Below are 20801 nucleotides of genomic sequence, written 5' to 3'. Positions count from 1 at the left end.
TGCAGGGTCAGTAGAGAGTTCAGAAGCCTTCGAGGACCAGCTTGCCGCGCGCGCGGTGGCTCTCGATCAGGGCGTGTGCCTGGCGCAGATTGGCGGCGTTGATGCGGCCGTAGTGCTCGCCCAGGGTGGTGCGCAGCACGCCGGCGTCGACCAGCGCGGCGACCCGTTGCAGCAGGTCGTGCTGGCGCTGCAGGTCCGGCGTGTTGAAGCTGGAGCGGGTGAACATCGACTCCCAGTGCAGCGACAGGCTCTTGCGCTTGAGCGCCATCACGTCGAGCTGGCCAGGGTCGTCGATCAGGGCCAGGTGGCCCTGCGGAGCGAGCGCGGCCACGATCTGGTCGTAGTGCTGGTCGGTGTGGGTCAGGCTGGCCACGTGGCTGACCTCGGCGATGCCCAGCCGCTGCAGGCCGTCGGTGAGCGGCTGCGAATGGTCGATCACATGGTGCGCGCCCAGGCCATACACCCAGTCCTGGGTGTCCGGGCGCGAGGCGGTGCCGATCACCGTCAGTCGGGTCAGCTGGCGGGCCAGCTGGACCAGGATCGAGCCCACGCCACCGGCCGCGCCCACCACCAGCAGGGTCTGGCCCTCACCGCCGCCCTCGGCGATGCGCAGGCGGTCGAACAGCAGTTCCCAGGCGGTGATCGCGGTCAGCGGCAGGGCGGCCGCAGCGGCGTCATCCAGGCTGGCGGGCTTGTGCCCGACGATGCGCTCGTCCACCAGCTGGTACTCGGCGTTGCTACCCGGGCGACCGATGGCGCCGGCATAGAAGACCGCGTCGCCCGGCTGGAACAGGGTCACCTCATCACCCACGGCATCGACGATACCCACCGCATCCCAGCCCAGCACCCGCGGCTCGGTCACGGCCACGCCGTTGCGCACCTTGGTGTCCACCGGGTTGACCGAGATCGCACGGACCGCCACGCGCAGGTCGCGCGGGCCGGGCTGCGGGATCGGCAGGGTGACGTCCTGCAGCGCGCGCGGGTCGCTGATCGGCAGGCCATGTTCGGTATAGGCAACAGCTTTCATCGGGGCAGATCCGTTCGGGAAGACGCACAGCCTGCGCTTCGCGCCGCGCGCCGGAAAGGCGCAGAATCGGGCAGCACTTTCACTGTGAGAATGAAAATGGTCCGCGTCGACGATCTCGGCCTGTTCGTGCGTACCGCCGCGCTGGGCAGCTTTTCCAATGCCGCGCGCGAAGCCGACCTGCTGCCCGGGCAGGTGGCCGCGGCGGTGGCCCGGCTGGAGCGCGAGCTGGACCTGCGCCTGTTCGTGCGCTCCACCCGCAGCCTGCGCCTGACCGCCGAAGGCGCGCTGTACCTGCCCTACGCACAGGAAGTGCTGGCCGCCCTGAGCGAGGGCCAGGCGCGGGTACGCGGCGAGGACGCCGAACTGCGCGGGGTGCTGCAGGTGGCCGCGCCGTCGGACCTGGGCCGCAACGTGCTACTGCCGTGGCTGAGCGAGTTCCGCCGCGCGCACCCGAAGCTGCAGCTGCGCCTGCACCTGTCCGACCAGGTGGCCGACGTGTTCCGCGATCCGGTCGACATCGCCTTCCGCCTGGGCCGGTTCGACAACGCCAGCTATGTCGCGCTGCCGCTGCTGCCGGGCAACCGCCGCGTGCTGGCGGCGGCGCCGGACTACCTGGCCCGGCATGGCACGCCCGACAGCCTGGAGGCGCTCAAGGACCACCACTGCCTGCTGTACCAGCTGGCCGGGCGCGCCTACGACCGCTGGAACTTCGAGGTGGACGGGCGCCGGGTGGTGGTGCCGGTACGCGGCAACATGGTCTGCGACGATGCCGACGTGGTGCGGCGCTGGGCCGTGGCCGGCGAAGGCATCGTGTTCAAGTCATGGCTGGATGTGTGCGCCGACGTGCAGGCCGGGCGCCTGCAGGTGCTGCTGGGCGGGGCCGGCGACAGCCTGCCGTTGAACCTGGTGTGCCCGCACCGCAAGCAGTTCTCCCCGGCCATCCGCCAGCTGCACGCGATGTTCGAGCAGCGCCTGCAACCGCTGCTGAAGGATCTGCCACACGCGGCCGGCTGACGCTATCGGGATGCGGGGCGGTGCCGGACAATGGCGCTCCCCCGTAGTCGAGTCGCCGCCATGCCGTGGATGGGCATCCAGGACCTGTGGACCTTCGTTGCCGCCGTGCTGGTGTTCCTGGCCCTGCCCGGCCCGGGCACGTTCACCCTGCTTACCGCCACCGGCCGCGGCGGCGTACGCGGCGGCTACACGGCGCTGTTCGGGCTGCTGCTGGGCGACCAGATCCTGATGTGGCTGGCGGTGGCCGGCGTGGCCGCGCTGCTCAAGGCCAACCCGCTGGTGTTCCACGCCGTGCAGTACCTGGGCGCGGCGTATCTGGTGTGGGTTGGCATCAGCCTGCTGCGGCGGCCGCGCGGCGGGGGCGAAGAAGGCGGCATCCGCCTGCAGCCCGGCCACTACTTCCGCCAGGCGGTGCTGATCAACCTGCTCAACCCGAAGGCGATCATCTTCTACATGGCCTTCCTGCCGTTGTTCATCGATCCGGCCCGCCACCAGGGCGTGGTCACGTTCGCGACCATGGCGGTGATCATCTTCGTCATGGGGTTGGCGTATTGCTCGGTGCTGATCGGGGTGGGCAACCTGTTGCGGCGTAGGATTCTTCAGCATCCTCGTGTAGGACTTCTACTGAAGCGCGTAGCGGGTGTTTTCCTGATCGGATTTGGCGTGCGGCTCGGCGTCAGCGGCTGACGCCCCGCCCTGCGGGCCGATGCGGCGATCGGGCGGGCATTGGTGCCGCGCGGCAAATAGACAACGGCATCGGAACGCGTGCTTTCGATAAGCAACTTGAGATTCCCCGCGACGCCCGTGCGGTGTCCAATCGGCCCCATCGCCCAACGGTCGCCGTCCACCGCGACCGCGCGCCCCACGCGAGGAACCGATGCCGCCCGTGTATTTCGTCCACCACCTTGCCGGTCACCGCGAGCGCCTGCTCGGCATGGCCACCGGCCGTGTCGACCTGGCCCACCCGGCCGTCAGCCGCATCGTCGCCGGGCTGCAGCCGCTGGATCGCATCGACCTGCGCGCGTGTCGGTTCGACTGCCAGGCCAGCCTGGACCTGGCATTGCGTCGGCGCATCCGCGAGGCCGAAGAGGCCGCGCAGGGCTGGCGGGTATTCGACGCGCACGGCGTGTTGCGCTGCAAGCGCTTCCCCTGCGACGACCGGGTGGTGTTTCCCCACGGGTTGCCGGGCGATGCGCTGTGGCTACGCACGCTGGTGGACGACCGGCCCGACCTTCTCGCCGGCTGACGCGCACCGCCTCAGCGCGCGTCCAACGCCTCCCGCAGGTGGTCGATGAACACCCGCAGCTTAGGCGCCATCTGCTCGCGCGCCGGGTAGTACAGGTGAAACCCGGCGAACGGCTGCTGCCAGTCCTGCAGCACGCAGCGCAGGCGCCCGGCGGCGACGTCGGGGGCCACCACGGCCTCGAAGGCCTGGCCCATGCCCAACCCGGCGCGCACCGCCGCGTGGATCAGGCCGGTGTCGTTGAACACCAGCGGCCCGCTCACCGCCACGTCGAAATCACGGCCGTCGCGGCTGAACTCCCACGGCATCAACCGGCCGGTGCTGAGCCGGTGCACGATGCACGCGTGGTCGACCAACGCGGCCGGCGTCTGCGGTTCGCCGTGGCGCGCGAAGTAGGCGGGCGTGGCCACCACCACCTGCCGCTCCAGCGGGCCGATCGGCACGGCGATCATGTCGCGCGCCAGCGATTCGCCCAGCCGGATGCCGGCGTCGAAGCCACCGGCGACCAGATCGGCCAGCCCCGGCTCCACGAACAGTTCCACCTCCACCTGGGGATACCGCCCCAGGAAGCTGGGCAGGTGCGGCAGCACCAGCAGCTCGGCGGCCACGCGCGGCACGTTGATGCGCAGTTTGCCGGCCGGTACCGCACGCACGCTGTCCAGGTCCACGAACGCGGCCTCGATCTGGGCCAGGCCTTCGCTCACACGCGACAGGAAGCGCGCGCCGTGTTCGGTCAGGCCTACGCGGCGCGTGGTCCGGTGCAGCAGGCGCACGCCGAGGCTGGCCTCCAGCGCGCGTACGGTCTGTGACAGCGCCGACGGCGAGACGCCCAGATCATCGGCGGCGCGGGTGAAGCTGGCGCGCTCGGCCACGCGGGCGAAGGCGACCACGGCAGACAACGGGGGCTGGGACTGCATTGTGAAGCCTGCCTTCAAGGTCGATGTGGCGAACGCCAGTTTATCCACATGGTGCAGCGGAGGATGCTGTGGGCACCGGCGCTCGACCGCGCCGCCCCTTCCCCGCTTCCGGAGCCTTCCATGCAGACCCGTACCCTTGGCCACCACGGCCCCACCGTTTCCGCGCTCGGCCTGGGCTGCATGGGCATGAGCGCCTTCTACGGCGGTCGCGGCAGCGATGCCGAGGCCACCGCCGTCATCCATCGCGCGCTGGCGCTGGGTGTCACCCTGCTCGATACCGCCGACATGTACGGCCCGCACACCAATGAAGTGCTGGTCGGCAAGGCCATCGCCGACCGCCGCGACCAGGTGTTCCTGGCCACCAAGTTCGGGATCAAACAGGAGCCCAGCGACAGCGCCGCACGCAGCGTGGACGGCCGCCCGGAGTACGTGATCGCCGCCTGCGAGGCCAGCCTGCAGCGGCTCGGCGTGGACCACATCGACCTGTACTACCAGCACCGCGTGGATACCCGCGTGCCGATCGAAGACACGGTGGGCGCGATGGCGCGTCTGGTCGAACAGGGCAAGGTGCGCTTCCTGGGCCTGTCCGAAGCGTCGGCGGCCACCATCCGGCGCGCGCACGCGGTGCACCCGATCACCGCCGTGCAGACCGAGTTCTCGCTGTGGTCGCGCGACCCGCAGTCCAATGGCGTGCTCGACACCGTGCGCGATCTGGGCATCGGCTTCGTGCCCTACTCGCCGCTCGGCCGCGGCTTCCTGACCGGCGCCATCCGCCGCCCGGACGACTTCGACGCCGATGACTACCGCCGGCAGTCGCCGCGCTTCCAGGGCGACAACTTCGCCCGCAACCTGGCTCTGGTCGATGCGGTCACTGCGATGGCCCAGGCCAAGGGCATCACGCCCGGACAACTGGCGCTGGCCTGGGTGCTGGCACAGGGCGACGACCTGGTGCCGATCCCCGGCACCAAGCGCCTCGCCTTTCTGGAAGAGAACCTGGGCGCGCTGCAGGTGCAGCTGAGCCCGGACGAGCTGGCCCGCATCGACGCGATCTTCCCGGCCGATGCCGTGGCGGGGCAGCGCTACGCCGATGCGGCGATGGCCACGCTGGACCGGTGAGGGAGCGGTCACGACCAACGGTCGTGACCTACCGGGTTCCGCCCTACCCCGGTCGGTACGAACAAGCCGGGTGCGGATCCCCGCCGGTAGGTACCGACCGTTGGTCGGTACGAACAGGCGATGGGCCACAATGGTGGGCCATCGCCTGTGAGTAAACGGATGTCCCACCCCGATGACCTGCTGGCCCGTGCCTGGGCAGAGCGCGAAGAATCCCTGTATCCCCGCCTGCTGGGCGCCCTGGGCCCCGGCCTGTACCCGCTCGACGCGGCGGTGTTCTCCACCGTGTTCGGCCAGGACAGCGTGGACCCGCGCTGGCTCACCATCGGCGTGTTCGAGTGCCCGCCCACGCCGGACCGGCCCGGTTGGGCCTATGTGAGCTCCGGGCTGTCCAATCCCTGGGATGACACCGAGGCCGACCCGGACAGCGTGTCCGGCCTGGGCATGGAATTCCTGCTGCAGACCACCGAACGCGCGCCGTGGGCACTGACCCTGGTGCAGCGGTTCTGCGCCTACCAGCTGCTGCTGGCCGCCGGCCGCATGGGCAACCACGCGCCGCTGGACCTGTGGGACCGTATGCGCATCGGCGCCCCGATCGACAACGCCGACAGCCAGCTGCAGGCGCTGGTGTTCGTTGCGGCCGAGCACCTGGGCGACATCCAGAGCCTGGTCAGCGGGCAGTTCCGCTTTCTGCAGATGCTCCCACTGACCCTGGACGAACATGCCTTCGGCCAGCAGCACGACTTCGAGACCGTGGTTGAACAGCTCCAGGCCCACCACGCCGCACCGGTGGTGGACGCGCGCCGCGGCAGCATTCCGCTGCAGCCGCCGGCCTGATCCAACGGCGGCCCCGCGGGCGGGGCCGCCGCCTGTCCCCTGCACCCGACATCTAGGAACGCCGATGCGCTGGTCTGCCCTGCTTCCCCTGCTGGTGCTGTTCGCCCCAGCCGTGGCCCACGCCGATGAGATCCGCTGCCTGAGCGGCGGCAGCCAGGGACAGATCCACCTGTCCTGGAAACTGCCGGCCGAGGGACACCGCACCAGCTTCGTCCGGTATGCCGGCAAGACCGCCTGGCTGCGCCTGACCCTGCTGGGCCAGGACAGCACCGAGATGGCCGAGGGCCGCCCGTGGCAGTTCGATACGGTGTGGGAGGAGCACCTGGACGGCAAGGTGATCGGCCGCTACGCGATCTCCACCCAGGGCGCGCGCATCTACGGGTTCGACTACACCAACGCCCGCACCGGGCGGCAGACCGCCTTCAGCGAGGACATCGGCGCCCTGACCGATACCGGCTGCCGCTGGGACTGACGCCGGCGCTTTTGTGCTGTTTTCGTCAGTCACCGGCACTCAGGATTTACTTACGCCTTCCTGTGACGCCCGGCAGTAGTAATGCTGCACCGCATTGGGTAAAACTCGCAGACTAGTCAGTAGCCGTCATTTACCGCGAGGTCCCATGTCATCGTTGCTCCGGCGCAAGTCCCTAGACCAAGTCACCGTCCATGAAGCCGGCAGGCGACTGGTCCCGACCCTGAGCTGGCCGCACCTGATCGCACTGGGCATCGGCGCCATCGTCGGCACCGGCATCTACACCCTGATCGGCGTGGGCGCCAACCTGGCCGGCCCGGCCGTGCTGATCTCCTTTGCCATCGCCGGTGCGGTCTGCGCCTGCGCGGCGCTGTCCTACGCCGAACTGGCCACGATGATGCCGGCCGCCGGCAGTGCCTACACCTACAGCTACGCCGCGCTGGGCGAGATGATCGCCTGGGTGGTGGGCTGGAGTCTGATCCTGGAGTACTCCCTGGTGGTGAGTACGGTGGCGGTCGGGTGGTCCGGCTATGCCGTGGGCTTCCTGCATGGCTGGGGCATCGACCTGCCGCTGGCGCTCACCGCCGGCCCGCACGTGGCCGGTGGCTTCATCAACCTGCCCGCGGTGCTGATCACCTTCGTGGTGGCCGGCATGCTGATGGCCGGCACCAAGGAAAGCGCCACGCTCAACGCCATCCTGGTGGTGGTCAAGATCATCGCGCTGACCCTGTTCGTGGCCATCGCGCTGCCGCACTTCGATACCGCGCACATGGACCCGTTCATGCCGTTCGGCTTCGCCAAGTCGGTGGGTGTCGGCGGTGTCGAGCAGGGCGTGATGGCGGCGGCGGCGATCATTTTCTTCGCCTTCTACGGCTTCGATGCGATCTCCACCGCGGCCGAGGAAACCAAGAAGCCCGACCGTGACCTGGCCATCGGCATCATCGGGTCGATGGTGGGCTGCACCATCATCTACGTGCTGGTGGCGCTGGCCGCCGTGGGCGCGATGAGCTACACCATCTTCGGCCAGAGCGCCGAGCCGCTGGCGCTGATCCTGCGCGAGCTGGGCAGCCCGGGCGCGGCCAAGTGGATTGGTGCGGCTGCGGTGATCGCCCTGCCGACCGTGCTGCTGGCCTTCCTGTACGGGCAGAGCCGCATCTTCTTCGTCATGTCGCGCGATGGCCTGCTGCCGCGTGGGCTGTCCAAGGTCAGCGCGCGTACCGGCACGCCCATTGCCACCACGTTGTTCACCGCGGTGCTGGTCGCCGCGCTGGCCGGTGTGGCCCGCCTGGATGAAATCGCCGCGCTGGCCAATGCCGGCACGCTGGCCGCGTTCACCGCGGTGGGCCTGTGCCTGGTAGTGCTGCGCGTGCGCGAACCGGGCCGCGTGCGCAAGTTCCGCACCCCGCTGGCCTTCATCGTCGGCCCGCTGGCGGTGATCGGCTGCGTGTACCTGTTCTTCAGCCTGCCCAGCAAGACCCAGCTGTATTTCCTGGCGTGGAACGTGGTCGGCCTGATCGCCTACTTCGCCTATGGGCGGCGTAACGCGGTGATCAACAAGGCCTGATCCGGGGGCGTGCCGACCAACGGTCGGCACCTACCGGGCGTGGCACGCGGCGGCGGTGGGGAGCCGGGCAGAGCCCGGCTCTACGCGCTGTCGGCCACGCTCCCGTAGAGCCGGGCTCTGCCCGGCTGCTGTTGGCCCGTGCCTGTGCGGCCCCCTCGCGTCTCGTCACTTCTTCGGCGTCGCCAGCTTGTCCGCATGCGCCTGCGCCTGGGCCATCACGCGCAGCAGGTTGCCGCCCCAGATGCCCGCGATCTGCTTCTCGCTGTAGCCCTTGCGCAGCAGCCACGCGGTGATCTTCGGCAGCTGGCTCACATCGGGCAGGTCGGCCAGGCCGCCACCGCCGTCCCAGTCCAGACCGATCCCGGCATGCTCGGGGCCGACCACCTTGAGGATGTGCTCGAAGTGGGCGAAGAAATCGTCCAGCGTGGCCTTGCGCAGCGGGTAGCGCTGATCGAGTGCGTCCAGCCCCTGCTTCAGTGCCACGCCTTGGGCGATGGTCATCCCGTCGTAGTCGCCGCCGAGCTGCTTCATCAACGCATCCTCGGCCTGCGCGCGTGCCTCGGTCTTGCCGGTGTCGATCAGGTAACCGCCATAGGCGTTGACCTGGATCACCCCGCCGGCCTTGGCCAGCTGCTTCAGGCGTGCATCGTCGAGGTTGCGCGGATGGTTGTAGATCGCCTTGGCCGAACTGTGCGACAGCACGAACGGCACCGGCATGCGCTCGAGCAGGTCGTCGAACACCGCGTCGGAGGCATGTGACTGGTCGATCACGATGCCCAGCCGCACCGCTTCGTCCACCAGCGCCTTGCCGGCCGGGCTGAGGCCCTTCCATTCGGCGCCCTTCTTGTCGGTGGCCGAATCGGCGAACTCGTTGTTGGCGAAATGCACCGTGCTCAGCAGGCGCAGGCCCGCCAGGTGGTAGAAGCTCAGCAGCGAGGGATCGTCCACCAGCGGGCTGGCGTTCTCCATGCTGATGTAGACCACGCGCTTGCCGGCGGCCTTGATCCGGGCCGCATCGGCGGCGGTGAGCGCCAGCTGGAAGGTGTCCGGGTGCGCGGCGAGCATCTCGCGGATGTCCATCAGCCGCAGCAGCCCCGCGTCGCGATCGTGCACATGCGCCACTTCGCTACGGTCGCCCTGATCGGTGTAGATCGCCCAGAAGCCGCCATCCAGCGCCCCTTCCACCATGCGCGGGTAATCCACCTGCGACAGCGCGTTGTGGTCGTGCCGCTGCTGGATGTCAAAGCCGGCGCGGTGGAAGTTGGCCGGTGTATCCAGGTGGCTGTCCAACGCGAGCAGCGTCTTCTGCAGGGCCGAGGCCCGGGCCAGTTCCTGCGGGGTGAACTCGACCGCGTGGGCGGCCAGCGGCGTGCACAACGCCAGCGACACCAGCAATGACAGACTGCGCAACGTCATGACGCCTCACCTTGGATGGGAAGCGTCAGACCATAGCGCTGTGGCGCCCGGCTGGGTAGGTGCCGACCGTTGGTCGGCACCGTCATGGGTAGGTATCGACCGTTGGTCGGCACCGTCATGGGTAGGTATCGACCGTTGGTCGATACCGACACGGGTAGATACCGACCGTTGGTCGGTACCCCAGGCTCAGTCCAGCACGCGGCAGAACACCGCCTTGAGGTAGCGCGATTCCTGCACGTGGGCCATGAACGGGTGGTCCGGACCGGCGCCGGCCACCTTCAGGATCTGGATGGTGCGCCCGGAATAGAACGCCGCACGGCGCAGCATGTCCAGGAACTGATCCTCGGCCACCAGGCCGGTGCAAGAGAACGTGGCAAACAGACCACCGGGCTTGACCACGCCCAGCGCCAGCTTGTTCATGTCCAGGTACTTCTTCAGCGCGGTGATGACCTGGTCGCGGTCGCGGGTCATCTTGGCCGGGTCCAGGATCACCACGTCGAACTGCTCACCGCGGTTGGCCGCATCGCGCAGCCACGGGAACACGTCGGACTGGATGAACTTCGGGCGCACGTTGTTGAGGCGCGAGTTGGCCTTGGCAATGGCGATCACGTCTTCATCGATATCGATGCCGACCACTTCCGACGCACCGCGCGCGGCGGCGTACACCGCAAAGCCGCCGGTGTTGCAGCACAGGTCGAGCACGCTCTTGCCGTCCACCTGCTCGCTCAGCCACTGGCGGTTCTCGCGCTGGTCGGCGAAGAAGCCGGTCTTGTGCGCACCGGCCGGGTCGGCGCGGAACTTCACGCCGTACTCGGTGATCACCGACGCTTCGGTGGTGGTGTTGCCGTGGAAGTCGAAGCTTTCCTGCTTCTGCACGTGTTCATCGGCGAAGCTGTGGAAACGGCAGCCCGGGAACTGCTCACGCAGCGCTTCGTAGATCCACTCGCGGTGGCGGAACATGCCGGCGGCGAAGAACTCCACCACCACCAGGTCGTTGTAGCGGTCCACCACCAGGCCGGACAGACCGTCGCCTTCGCTGTGCACCACGCGCCAGGCGTCGGACACCGCGTCCAGCTTCAGCACATCACGGCGCAGCGAGACGGCCTGGGCGATCTTGCGCGAGAACCAGCCCGCGTCCACCGGCACGGCCTGGTCGGTTTCCAGGATGCGCACGGCGATGCGCGAATGGCCGTTGTAGAAGCCCCGGCCGATCCACTCCCCGTCCACGCCGATAACGTCGACGATGGCACCGGGTTTGGGACGGACGGCCGGCTTTTCGACCAGTTTCTGGAAGATCCACGGGTGGCTGGAGCGCCAGGCGTTCTTGAGGCGGACAACGGGGGCAGGGGTATTCATGGGCGTATTGTAAACGGGAAGCCTGCAGCCCTCGGCGCTGGGAGCGACACCGCCGGCGCTCTGGTAGTGACTGCCGCTGGCCGTCAGCGCGGTAAACCCGGCCGCTACGGGGTTGACGGCCAGCGGCCGTCACTACCGGTTGGGGCGTTTCGTTCAGCCGCACCGGGGCATGGAAACCATTTGACGCCGGCCCCGGCACCCCGCAGAATCGGCCCCAGAAGGGGAGTAGCTCCCAGACGTTGTCGCCGTCAATTCGAGCCCGCAGGCTCCGGTGCAACGGCAGTCCCACCCATCGGGACTGCGAGCGAGACCTTCGCCGTATGGCGAAGCTCTGTCCCTGGATCCCCCCGATCCTCCGTTGCAGATCCTCGCCGTCCGGCTTGAGGCAATCTATTTTTCCAACGGATAAACCCAATGCAGACGATCGGTAATGTGTGGTTGTGGGGCGGCTTCGGCGCGGTGGTGATCATCGCGCTGCTGGTCGACCTCGTATTGATGCGACATGGCGGGCCGCACAAGGTCACCTTCAAGGAGGCCCTGTGGTGGTCGATCGGCTGGGTCGCCCTGGCCCTGGCCTTCAACGGCGGCCTTTGGTACTACCTGAACGAGACCGCCGGCCAGGTGGTGGCCAACAAGGTCGGCCTGGAGTTCCTTACCGGTTATCTGGTCGAGAAAGCCTTGGCCGTGGACAACATCTTCGTGTTCCTGATGATCATGGGCTACTTCGCGGTGCCCGAAGAACAGCGCCAGAAGGTGCTCATCATCGGCATTCTGGGCGCGATCGTGCTGCGTACGATCATGATCTTCGCCGGCAGCGTGCTGCTCACCAAGTTCCACTGGCTGCTCTACGTGTTCGGTGCGTTCCTGCTGTTCACCGGCTGGAAGATGTGGTTCTCGGCCGGTAGCGAGCCGGATCTTGAGAGCAACCCTGCCCTGCGCTGGATGCGCAAGCACCTGCGCCTGCTGCCCGACTACGCCGGCAACGCCATGAGCGTCATGCGCGATGGCAAGCGCTGGTTCACTCCGCTGTTCGTGGTGCTGATCCTGATTGCGGTCACCGACGTGATCTTCGCGGTGGACTCCATCCCGGCCATCTTCGCCATCACCACCGACCCGTTCATCGTGCTCACCTCCAACGTGTTCGCGGTGCTGGGCCTGCGGGCGATGTTCTTCCTGCTGGCCGGCATGGCCGATCGCTTCCACCTGCTGCCGTATGGCCTGGCCCTGGTGCTGGCCTTCATCGGCATCAAGATGATGCTGATCGACATCTTCAAGATCCCCACCCCGATCTCGCTGGGCGTGGTGGCCGTGATCATCGCCGCCACTGTGGTGCTGAGCCTGAAGAACCCGCCGAAGACCGGCGACGCGTAACCAACGTGCCACCGGCGGGATTGTCCCGCCGGTGGCACTACTCTCTCCCGTCGCGTTGCCCTTGTGTTCAGCCCGGGCGACGCAATCCCTAAGGGTATGAACGCCAACCTGCCCCTGCCCGCCGGCGAGCCGCCGACCTCTCCCCGCAACGACCGCGGTCGCGTGCTGCGGGCGTTCAACCTGAGCCTGGCCTTCGTGCTGGTGCTGGTGGCCATCTACACCGCGCAGGGTCATTTCGACTGGCGCCCGTGGGCAGTGGCCCCGCTGGACAAGGCCGGCCTGCTCGGCATCCTCGGTGCACCGCTGCTGCATGGCTCGGTGCAGCACCTGGGGGCCAATGCGTTTGCCCTGCTGATCCTCGGCACCCTTGCCGGCAGCGTCTATCCCAAAGCCACCCTGCGCGCGCTGCCCCTGCTGTGGGTCGGCTCCGGGCTGGGCGCCTGGCTGCTGGGTGACCTGGGCAGCCGCCATCTCGGTGCCAGCGGCATCACCCACGGCCTGATGTTCCTGGTCTTCGTGCTGGGCCTGCTGCGCCGCGACCGACCGGCCATTGCCGCCGGCCTGATCGCCTTCCTGTTCTACGGCAGCATGCTCATCACCATCCTGCCGCACGAGCCGGGGGTGTCCTGGCAGTCGCATATGGGCGGTGCCTTCGCCGGCATCATCAGCGCGCTGCTGTTCCGCCTGTCCGACCCGATGGCCCCGCGCAAGCGTTACAGCTGGGAAGAGGAAGACGACGAGGACGACCTGCAGCTGCAGCGTGACAACGACCTTGAACCGCCCTCCCCGCACCGCGTGCCGGTGCTGTGGCAGCCGCGCGAAGGGCAGGACTTCGTGGTCCTCCCGTTCCGTCCGCGCGATCCGGGTGCGCCGCGCGAGTAGGGGTCACGCCGTCGGTTTCATGTGCCCGGTCACCGCCAGCCGCAGGCACTGGTACGCGAATGCGCCGACCAGCGGAACCATGACGATGCCGAACAGCACCAGGAATGCGAAGGAATAGGGCTGCTCGCTCCAGTAATAGGTACTGGCGCCGCTGTGGTAACCGGCCACCCGGATGCTGCCGGTGGTCAGCGCATTCACCAGGCTGATCAGGTGATTGAGTTCCAGCGCGGCCAGGAACGCACCCAGCAGGGCAAAGAAGACGCGGATGTTGGCTGGCACCGTGCGCGGCGCCGGTTTAGTACCGGCGTCATTGATCGGTGTTCCCAAGCGGGCTTGGCGCGCTGCTTTTTTCCTGCGCTTCCGGGAGATGAAGCGTTTGCGCGGCGGGAGGGCGGGCATTGCTGGTGCCAGCACTGCCGCGGGCGGCTCGGGATCGAGCTGCACAGTGCGAACCGGCACGTGTAGATAGCCAGCCAATGCGTCCACCCACCGATCGGTTTGCCGGCTGCCGGGCACGACCGGCACATTGACCGGACTCAGCGGGTGTTCGCTGTCATCGTCCATCACCAACCACAAGGTCGTATCCGCAGACGTCCGGTACAGGCGGCGGCGTAATACAAGCTCCTTCGGTGCCTGCAGGGCGAACTCGCCACGCAGCTCTTCGCGCAGTCCAAGCATGTCCGTCGTGCTATGTCTGGCGATGCCGTTGCGGGTGGACAGCAGCAACGTTTCGCGGATTTCGGTATACAGCAGCAGACCCAGCCCGAGTGTCATGAGCAGCAGGAAGCCCAGGAAGATCACCAGCAGCGGCAGTGGGCCCAGCGACGGAAACGGCTGTTGCTGTCTGGCAATGGCATCGCCCACGAACAGCAGCGGAATGATCAGGGCACAGGGCCCGATAAACAGGGCAAGACCTGTTTGTGCCCAGTTGTACGAGCGAATGCGTAGATCGCCGTCCGGCGTGTGTTCGTAGCGATGCCCGATCAGCATGCGACCTCCTTGTCTGCCGGGCACGGTAACGTGCGCAGCGCGCGGTCGGCAAGCACGGTTGGGGCATGCCCCGGTAGGCATCGACCGTTGGTCGATGCGGGCAGCACCGACCAACGGTCGGTACCTACCGGGTTACCGCCGTGCCATCCCCATCCACCGCACGCCGGCCCAGCGCGGGGTCATCGGTGAAGAACGCATCGATGCCAGTGGCCAGGTAAGCCCGCATCTCGGCGACCGAACCTTCCGCGTTGCGGGCATTCGGCTCGCCACTGCGGAACTCTGCGGCCTGGAAGTAGTTTTCCGGCCGGAAGGTATACGGGACCACCATCAATCCGGCCGCGTGCGCATCGCGCACCAGCGAAGTGGGCGTACCCAGCTTGCCGGCGGCGTCCAGCGGAATGACCAGACGCAGACTCGGGCCGATCCCATCTGCATAGGCGGCCACCTGCTCCAGCCCGGCCGGGGTGATCATGTCGGCATAGCGCTGGCTGCCCTTGGCGGCCAGCACGTCGCCGGGCTGCTGCTTCGGGTCGCCGATCAACTGCAGCAGGCGGATGTTGGAATCGCGTGCCAGCTTGCTGCGCAGGTAACGCAGGTTGCCCACCTCGAACGACTGGATCGTCACCGGTGCCACGCGGGTATAGGCGTTGCCCTGCAGCGTGGCCAGCACCTTGTCTTCCATCGGCAGGCCGATGCCCTTGAAGTAGGTGCCGTGCTTGATCTCCGGCACCAGCCCGATGCCGCGGTTGGCGCGCCCGGCCTGCTGGACCAGGAAGGCGATGATCTCGTCCAGGGTGGCGATGCGGAACTGGCCGTCGAAAGCGGTGCTGCGCAACTGCGGAAGGCGCTCGCGGGCGTACAGCGTCTTGAGCTCGGCCAGGGTGAAGTCTTCGGTGAACCAACCCTCCATGCGTTCGCCGTCGATGGTCTTGACCGTCTTGCGGCTGGCGAACTCCGGGTGCGCGGCCACGTCGGTGGTGCCGCCGATCTCGTTCTCGTGGCGGGAGACCAGCACGCCGTCCTTGGTCATCACCAGGTCCGGTTCAATGTAGTCGGCGCCGTCGGCGATGGCCTGGGCGTAGGCGGCCAGGGTGTGCTCGGGCAGCAGCGCACTGGCGCCGCGATGGCCGTACACCGCCGCCTTGCGCGGCGCGGGAGGGGAAGATTCAGCGCTCATGGCCACCGATGGTGCCACGGTCAGCGACAACAGCAAGGCACAACCCCACGACAACTTCGACACTGCAAAACCCCTGTTTGATGCGGCCCGCGCCAACGCGGCCGGGCGTGGATGGACCGGCGCATTGTGGTGGTGCGGTGTGACAGGGGGAAGAAACGGCACGCGGAAGGGCCGATGGCCGTGGCAGAACCGGCTTCAGGAATCCTCGCCGGGCTGCCCTGATGCGCTACCAACCGCTTCCACCGCCTTTATCACCTTGTCGAAATCACTTTCGAACAATCGCTCCTGGACGTTCCGGTACATCTCAAACTCACTTTCGGCATGCAACTGCGCGTCCTTGGCCGACACAGTGCCGGCGTTCTGAAGCACTTCACGCTCATCGAAGACAAGGAATGCATCCAGGCGCTTGGCCCAGTCTTCCATGGACATCGGGATCCTGCGGCGGGCGCGGTCCTCGGCCAGTTCCAGATAGGCACTGACGATGCGTCCGAGCGAATCGAGCTCCTCCTTGTCCAGATAGTTCTTGGCCACCACGACGTCGGTCTTGAGAATCCTGCCCTCGGGTGCGGCAGCCCACGTAGTGAGCCCCATATTGGGTCGCGTGGCGTCCGCCCTTCCCCGCACGAGCTCTGCGGCCGTGTGCCCGTGGATGGCAAAGTGAAGCTTGTTCTGGACCTTGGCGAAGAAGCTCTGGGTGGTAGGCGCATCCCTGTTGTAGTCGACGCTGGTAGCGTAGATATCGGTGATCTTCTGATAGAAGCGTCGTTCGCTGAGGCGGATCTCGCGGATTTCCGCCAACAGGTGTTCGAAGTAGTCCTCGCCCAGGTAGCTGCCGTTCTCCATGCGCTGGCGATCCAGCACGTATCCTTTGACCGCGAACTCGCGCAGGACGGCAGTGGCCCATTGGCGGAACTGCGTGGCACGCATCGAGTTGATCCGATAGCCGACCGAGATGATGGCATCGAGGTTGTAGTGGTCCACGCCTCGGGACACCGTGCGGCTGCCTTCCTGCTGAACTATCCGGAATTTCCGGAGGGTTGCCGCTGGGGTCAGCTCTTCGCTGTCAAAGATGTTCTTCAGATGTTCATTGACCGTCCGAACGTCCACGCCGAACAACGCAGCCATCCGCTTCTGCGACAGCCAGATCGAATCGTCCTCGTAACGGGCCTCGATGCTCTGATCGCCCGTCTGGCTGGTGAAGATCAGGAACTCGACAGTGCTGTTGCGGATCAATGTTGTCGTGCCCATCACCGGATCCTCAAAGGGGCTGTCACGCGACTGGGGTGTACTCCGTGGAGTCTGGTCGGTTTAATGCCGGGAAGGTGTGTCTGATGACGCACTTTCGGCGCTGACGATGATAGCCCCTACTTCCCAATGCAGAAGCTGGAGAAGATCCGCCCCAGCAGATCATCGGCGCTCATCCGCCCGGTGATCTCGCCCAGTGCCTCATGGGCCAGGCGCAGTTCCTCGGCGGCCAGCTCCAGGTGTTCGTGTACCAGCTCGGCTTCGGCGCGCTCGGCGTGGCCGATGGCCAGCACGATGGCGTCAACATGGCGGGCGCGCGCGGAGAACTCGCCGTCCACGCTGTCGCCGGCACTTCCGCTGGCCAGTTCGCGCAGGCGGGCATGCAGGCGGTCCAGGCCCTGGCCGGTGGCGGCGGAGACGTGGACGACGTTCGCCTCGCTGTCGGCGGGACGGTGCTCCAGCAGGTCGCTCTTGTTGTGGATCCACAGCTGCTGCGGCACGCCGGCCAGGGCGTCGGCCACCGCGGCATGTCCGGCCTGCGGGTCGCGGGCGTCCAGCACGATGATGGCCAGGTCGGTGCGCTGCATCTCCACGTGCGCGCGGCGCATGCCTTCGCGCTCGATCGCGTCGCCGCCGTCGCGCAGGCCGGCGGTGTCGACCAGGGTCAGTTCGAGGCCGTCGATGCGGATGGTTTCACGCAGGGTGTCGCGGGTGGTGCCGGCAATGTCGGTGACGATGGCGCGCTCGCTGCCGGCCAGTGCGTTGAGCAGCGAGCTCTTGCCGGCGTTCGGCGGGCCCACCAGCACCGCATGCAGGCCATCGCGCAGCTTGCGGCCGCGCTCGGCATCGTCGCGCAGCCGCTCCAGCGCGCGCAGCGCCTGGCCCAATCCGGCCCGCACCTGCTCGCCGCCGAGCGTATCCAATGGCTCGTCGGCGAAGTCGATCGCCGCTTCAACATGGATGCGCAGCAGAACAAGCTGTTCTGCCACCTCGTCCACGCGGCGCGAGAACACCCCGTCCAGCGACCGCCGTGCAGCGCGCGCTGCGCGGGTGTCGCTGGCCGCGATCAGGTCGGCGATGGCTTCTGCCTGGGCCAGGTCGAGCTTGCCGTTGAGGAAGGCGCGTTCGCTGAATTCACCGGGGCGGGCCTGCCGCGCGCCCAGCGCGATGCAGCGCGCGACCAGCTGCTGCAACACCACCGGGCTGCCATGGCCCTGCAGTTCCACCACGTCTTCGCCGGTGAAGCTGTGGGGGGCCGGGAACCACAGCGCGATGCCATCGTCGATCACCTCGCCCTGCGCATCGCGGAAGCGGGCGTAATGCGCCTGTCGCGGCTGCATCGTGCGCACGCCGATGGCATCGGCGATGCCACGCGCACGCGGACCGCTCAGGCGCAGCATGCCGACGCCGCCGGCACCGGGCGCGGTGGCGATGGCAACGACGGTGTCGATGTTGGACGGGGTGGTCATCGCTCAGAGCTTCTCCAGCTGGGCACGGGCCTGGGCCGCGGCGCTGCCCTGCGGTTGCAGGGCAAGGTAGGTGCTGTAGGCCTGCTTGGCCTTGGCCTTGTCGCCGGCATGGAAGTAGGCGTCGCCTAGGTTGAAGTGGGCCACCGCCCGCGAGGGATCGATCTTCAAGGTGTTCTCCAGCCAGCGTGCCGCTTCGGCATAGCGCTGCTGCCGGTAGTACACGAAGCCCAGGTTGTTGGCGGCCTGGGCGAAGTCCGGACGCAGCTTCAGCGCTTCGGTGAACTGGGCCACCGCCTCGTCGTAGCGCTTCTCGCGGTACAACTGCAGGCCACGGTCGTTGGCCTGCTGCGCGCGCTGGCGGTCGGACGTCGGCGCAGCGGCGGGCACCACCAGCGTGCTCTTGCCGCCCTGCAGGTCGGCCACGGTCACCGGCGCTTCGTCCTTGCCCTTGGCGTCCTGCGCCGCGTCGACCTTGTTGTTCAACGCGATGGCGTCGGCCGACAACTGGCGGGTATCGGCGGTGAGGTATTCCTGGCTGTCGGGCACCTGGAACACGAACTCGCCGCCCTGCGACCCCGGCAGGCTGCCAAAGGCGGGCGTCTGCTGCGACACCGCCGACACGGCCGGGGCCACGTACGCGGCCAGCTCGGTGCCGGTTATCAGCCCGTCGCCGTTGAGGTCGCCCTTGCCGGCCAAGGCCTGCAGCAACACCCAGGTGAACACCGAATGGCCGTTCGGGCCGGCATCGGCCACCTGCTGGTCGGCGCCACCGGCGGTGAGCATCTGGCGCGCGCTGCGGCGTGCGTTCTCGCGCAGGAAGGCCGACGACGAGGGCCCGCCGCGGGTCAGGCCGAGGCCGCTGTAGCAGGCGTCCATCACAAACATCACGTGCTTGGCCTGCATGCTCTCGGCGATGTTCTGGATGTCGGTCATCGCGATGGCATCGGTGGCGAACTCATCCGGGTTGGAATCCACCGGGATGATGTAGCCCAGGTCGCGGCCCGAGGCCAACCGGCGGGTGGCGCCATGCCCGGCGAAGAACACGAACACCCGGTCGTCGCGCCCGGTGCGGTCATCGGCCAGCCGGTCGTGGAAGGCGGCCAGGATGTTGTTGCGGGTGGCCTGCTGGTTCTTCAGTACGATCACCTGCGACGACGGGAAGCCGAACTGCCCGGTCAGGGTGTCGGCGATGGCCTGTGCATCGTGGCTGGCGTACTCCAGCTTCGGCCACTTCGCGTAGTCATCGATGCCGATCACGATCGCCCACGACTTCTGGTAGCCGGTGGTGACGGTGGCCGTGCTGCTGGCGCCCTTGCGCGGGCGGGCCACGCTGAAGTCGCGGCCGTTCCAGCCGGCGAACTGGTAACCGTCGGCGATCAGCCGGTCCAGGATCTGCGGCAGCGCCTTGACCGCGCGGTCATGGATGTCGTGGAACAGGATGATGCCGCGTTGTTCCTTCTGCACCTGGTCGACCACGCGCTGCACGATCGACTCGGGCACCGGGTCGGCCCAGTCCATCGAGTCGATGTTCCACATGATCGACTTCAGCCCGGCCTCGTTGAGCAGCTGCAGGCCTTCAGCGTTGCGCGCGCCATACGGGAAGCGGAACAGCGGCGCGCGCTTGTCATCCACGTCCTTGAGCAGCGTGTCGGTGGACAGCACCTGCTCGCGCAGCGCATCGCCGGTGGTGCGCGACAGCTGCGCGTGGGTCAGGCTGTGGTTGCCCACCGCGTAGCCCTGTTCCATCAGGTTGCGACTGATGCCGGCCAGCGGGCCCAGCTTGACCTTGCCATCGGGCTGCACTTGACCGAGGTTGCGGCCCACTTCGAAGAACACGCCGGGGACGTCGTAGCGCTGCAGGATGGCCACTACTTCGTCGGTGTAGGCCTTGTGCGGGCCATCGTCGAAGGTGAGCACCACGGTCTTGGGCGGCAGGTCGCGGCCGAAGATCTCGCGGTCGCTGTCCTTCATCGACATCGGGTACGGCTCGATCACGCCGTAGTCGCGCAGGATGTCGGCGCGGCGGTACTGCGCGTGCAGGTGGGCGATGTAGTCGTCCCACTTCTCGCGCTTCAGCGCGATTGCCCGGGTGCGGTCGAAGCGGCTGAAGATGCGGGTGATTTCCTGGTTGTAGGTGCGCTCGATCTCATCCAGCGCCTCCAGGTCTTCGCCGATCCGCTGGTGCAGCTTCACCGCCGGCAGCGACGAATCCTTGCCCACGCGCTCGTGCAGGTCGCGCAGCACTTCGCGGAAGGCCAGGCGATCGGCATCGAACAGGTCCGGCGCCGATTCGATGTAGTCCAGCACCGTGCCCAGGGAGGCGAAGCGTTGCGGGCTCGGGCTGCGCAGCAGCGTGTCGAACTGCGCGGCGATGGCGGCGCGTTGGGCCAGGCCATCGTGGAACAGCTGCTGGCCGATGCGGCTGGAGGTGGCGCGATCGGCCGGCGACTGCTGCGCCTCGTCGGCCAGCAGCACGATGATGCGGCGGTGGCCGTCGAGCTGTTTCTGCAACGCGGCCAACAGCGGCGCGGCCGCCGGATCCGCGGCGGCGGCGGCCTGCGCGCCCGGGGTGGCCGCCGTCTGGGGGTCGGTCGCGTCCTGCCGGCCACAGCCGGCCATCGCCAGGGTGAGCAGCAGCACGGGCACGGGCAGACGGAACAGCGACGACGCAGGGGGCATGGGGGGACTCGGGGAAACGCGGCAACGGTGGC

At 67.8% G+C, this 20801-nt stretch carries 17 protein-coding genes and 1 pseudogene; 9 read left to right on the top strand and 9 right to left on the bottom strand.

Translation table 11 applies throughout. The features are described 5' to 3' along the window. Positions 1-19: 19 nt before the first annotated feature. Positions 20-1027: a zinc-binding alcohol dehydrogenase family protein gene (locus AC1DCJ_RS16785; RefSeq protein WP_478071444.1), complete on the bottom strand. Its 1008-nt coding sequence runs from the start codon at positions 1025-1027 to the stop codon at positions 20-22. 90 nt (positions 1028-1117) lie between these two features. Between AC1DCJ_RS16785 and AC1DCJ_RS16780 the strand changes: the two are divergent. The 3 genes and pseudogenes from AC1DCJ_RS16780 (at position 1118) to AC1DCJ_RS16770 (ending at position 3287) form a co-directional block, all read left to right on the top strand. Next, positions 1118-2088 (top strand): annotated as a pseudogene (locus tag AC1DCJ_RS16780) (LysR family transcriptional regulator). Between the two features lie 13 nt (positions 2089-2101). Further along, positions 2102-2728, top strand: coding sequence for a leucine efflux protein LeuE (gene leuE, locus AC1DCJ_RS16775; protein WP_038691574.1), 627 nt, complete (start codon positions 2102-2104; stop codon positions 2726-2728). A 190-nt stretch (positions 2729-2918) separates the two neighbouring features. After that, entirely contained in the window at positions 2919-3287 is a 369-nt protein-coding gene (locus AC1DCJ_RS16770; RefSeq protein WP_241659031.1) for a hypothetical protein, read from the top strand. An 11-nt stretch (positions 3288-3298) separates the two neighbouring features. On the opposite strand, the gene AC1DCJ_RS16765 is transcribed toward AC1DCJ_RS16770, so the two are convergent. Next, positions 3299-4201, bottom strand: coding sequence for a LysR family transcriptional regulator (locus AC1DCJ_RS16765; protein ID WP_478071443.1), 903 nt, complete (start codon positions 4199-4201; stop codon positions 3299-3301). A gap of 120 nt (positions 4202-4321) precedes the next feature. On the opposite strand from AC1DCJ_RS16765, the gene AC1DCJ_RS16760 reads away from it, so the two are divergent. The 4 genes from AC1DCJ_RS16760 to AC1DCJ_RS16745 all read left to right on the top strand — a co-directional run bounded on the left by AC1DCJ_RS16760 (position 4322) and on the right by AC1DCJ_RS16745 (position 8184). Further along, positions 4322-5317, top strand: coding sequence for an aldo/keto reductase (locus AC1DCJ_RS16760; protein WP_478071442.1), 996 nt, complete (start codon positions 4322-4324; stop codon positions 5315-5317). Between the two features lie 159 nt (positions 5318-5476). Continuing rightward, positions 5477-6151, top strand: a complete 675-nt coding sequence (locus AC1DCJ_RS16755) for a suppressor of fused domain protein (protein ID WP_478071441.1) — start codon at positions 5477-5479, stop codon at positions 6149-6151. 64 nt (positions 6152-6215) lie between these two features. After that, positions 6216-6623, top strand: a complete 408-nt coding sequence (locus AC1DCJ_RS16750; protein ID WP_478071440.1) for a hypothetical protein — start codon at positions 6216-6218, stop codon at positions 6621-6623. A gap of 145 nt (positions 6624-6768) precedes the next feature. After that, positions 6769-8184, top strand: coding sequence for an amino acid permease (locus AC1DCJ_RS16745; protein ID WP_038691561.1), 1416 nt, complete (start codon positions 6769-6771; stop codon positions 8182-8184). A 165-nt stretch (positions 8185-8349) separates the two neighbouring features. Here the strand turns inward: AC1DCJ_RS16745 and AC1DCJ_RS16740 are convergent, their stop codons facing one another. Further along, on the bottom strand, positions 8350-9600 hold the full coding sequence (locus AC1DCJ_RS16740; protein ID WP_478071439.1) for a dipeptidase: 1251 nt from the start codon (positions 9598-9600) through the stop codon (positions 8350-8352). A 186-nt stretch (positions 9601-9786) separates the two neighbouring features. Next, positions 9787-10956 (bottom strand): class I SAM-dependent rRNA methyltransferase, encoded by a 1170-nt coding sequence (locus tag AC1DCJ_RS16735; RefSeq protein ID WP_038691557.1) that lies wholly within the window; start codon positions 10954-10956, stop codon positions 9787-9789. Between the two features lie 414 nt (positions 10957-11370). On the opposite strand from AC1DCJ_RS16735, the gene AC1DCJ_RS16730 reads away from it, so the two are divergent. Together AC1DCJ_RS16730 and AC1DCJ_RS16725 are read left to right on the top strand one after the other, a co-directional pair. Next, positions 11371-12327 carry a TerC family protein gene (locus AC1DCJ_RS16730; protein WP_137191484.1) on the top strand — a complete coding sequence of 319 codons (957 nt, stop codon included), beginning with the start codon at positions 11371-11373 and terminating at the stop codon, positions 12325-12327. 96 nt (positions 12328-12423) lie between these two features. Next, positions 12424-13209, top strand: coding sequence for a rhomboid family intramembrane serine protease (locus AC1DCJ_RS16725; RefSeq protein WP_313244774.1), 786 nt, complete (start codon positions 12424-12426; stop codon positions 13207-13209). Between the two features lie 3 nt (positions 13210-13212). Here the strand turns inward: AC1DCJ_RS16725 and AC1DCJ_RS16720 are convergent, their stop codons facing one another. From AC1DCJ_RS16720 to AC1DCJ_RS16700, 5 genes are all read right to left on the bottom strand, one after another. Continuing rightward, positions 13213-14199 carry a hypothetical protein gene (locus AC1DCJ_RS16720; RefSeq protein ID WP_478071438.1) on the bottom strand — a complete coding sequence of 329 codons (987 nt, stop codon included), beginning with the start codon at positions 14197-14199 and terminating at the stop codon, positions 13213-13215. Positions 14200-14323: 124 nt separating this feature from the next. Further along, entirely contained in the window at positions 14324-15376 is a 1053-nt protein-coding gene (locus AC1DCJ_RS16715; RefSeq protein ID WP_313244777.1) for a glycerophosphodiester phosphodiesterase, read from the bottom strand. Between the two features lie 195 nt (positions 15377-15571). Further along, the gene (locus AC1DCJ_RS16710) at positions 15572-16624 is read right to left on the bottom strand and encodes a virulence RhuM family protein (RefSeq protein WP_478071437.1); all 1053 of its coding nucleotides are present in this window, start codon (positions 16622-16624) and stop codon (positions 15572-15574) included. Between the two features lie 116 nt (positions 16625-16740). Then, complete coding sequence (mnmE, locus tag AC1DCJ_RS16705; protein WP_478071436.1) at positions 16741-18090, bottom strand: tRNA uridine-5-carboxymethylaminomethyl(34) synthesis GTPase MnmE; 1350 nt, start codon at positions 18088-18090, stop codon at positions 16741-16743. A 3-nt stretch (positions 18091-18093) separates the two neighbouring features. Continuing rightward, positions 18094-20769, bottom strand: a complete 2676-nt coding sequence (locus tag AC1DCJ_RS16700; protein ID WP_478071435.1) for a polysaccharide deacetylase family protein — start codon at positions 20767-20769, stop codon at positions 18094-18096. Between the last annotated feature and the right edge of the window lie 32 nt (positions 20770-20801).

This window comes from Stenotrophomonas sp. 10N36, from assembly GCF_056395005.1.
This window is presented reverse-complemented; position numbering and strand designations above follow the sequence as displayed.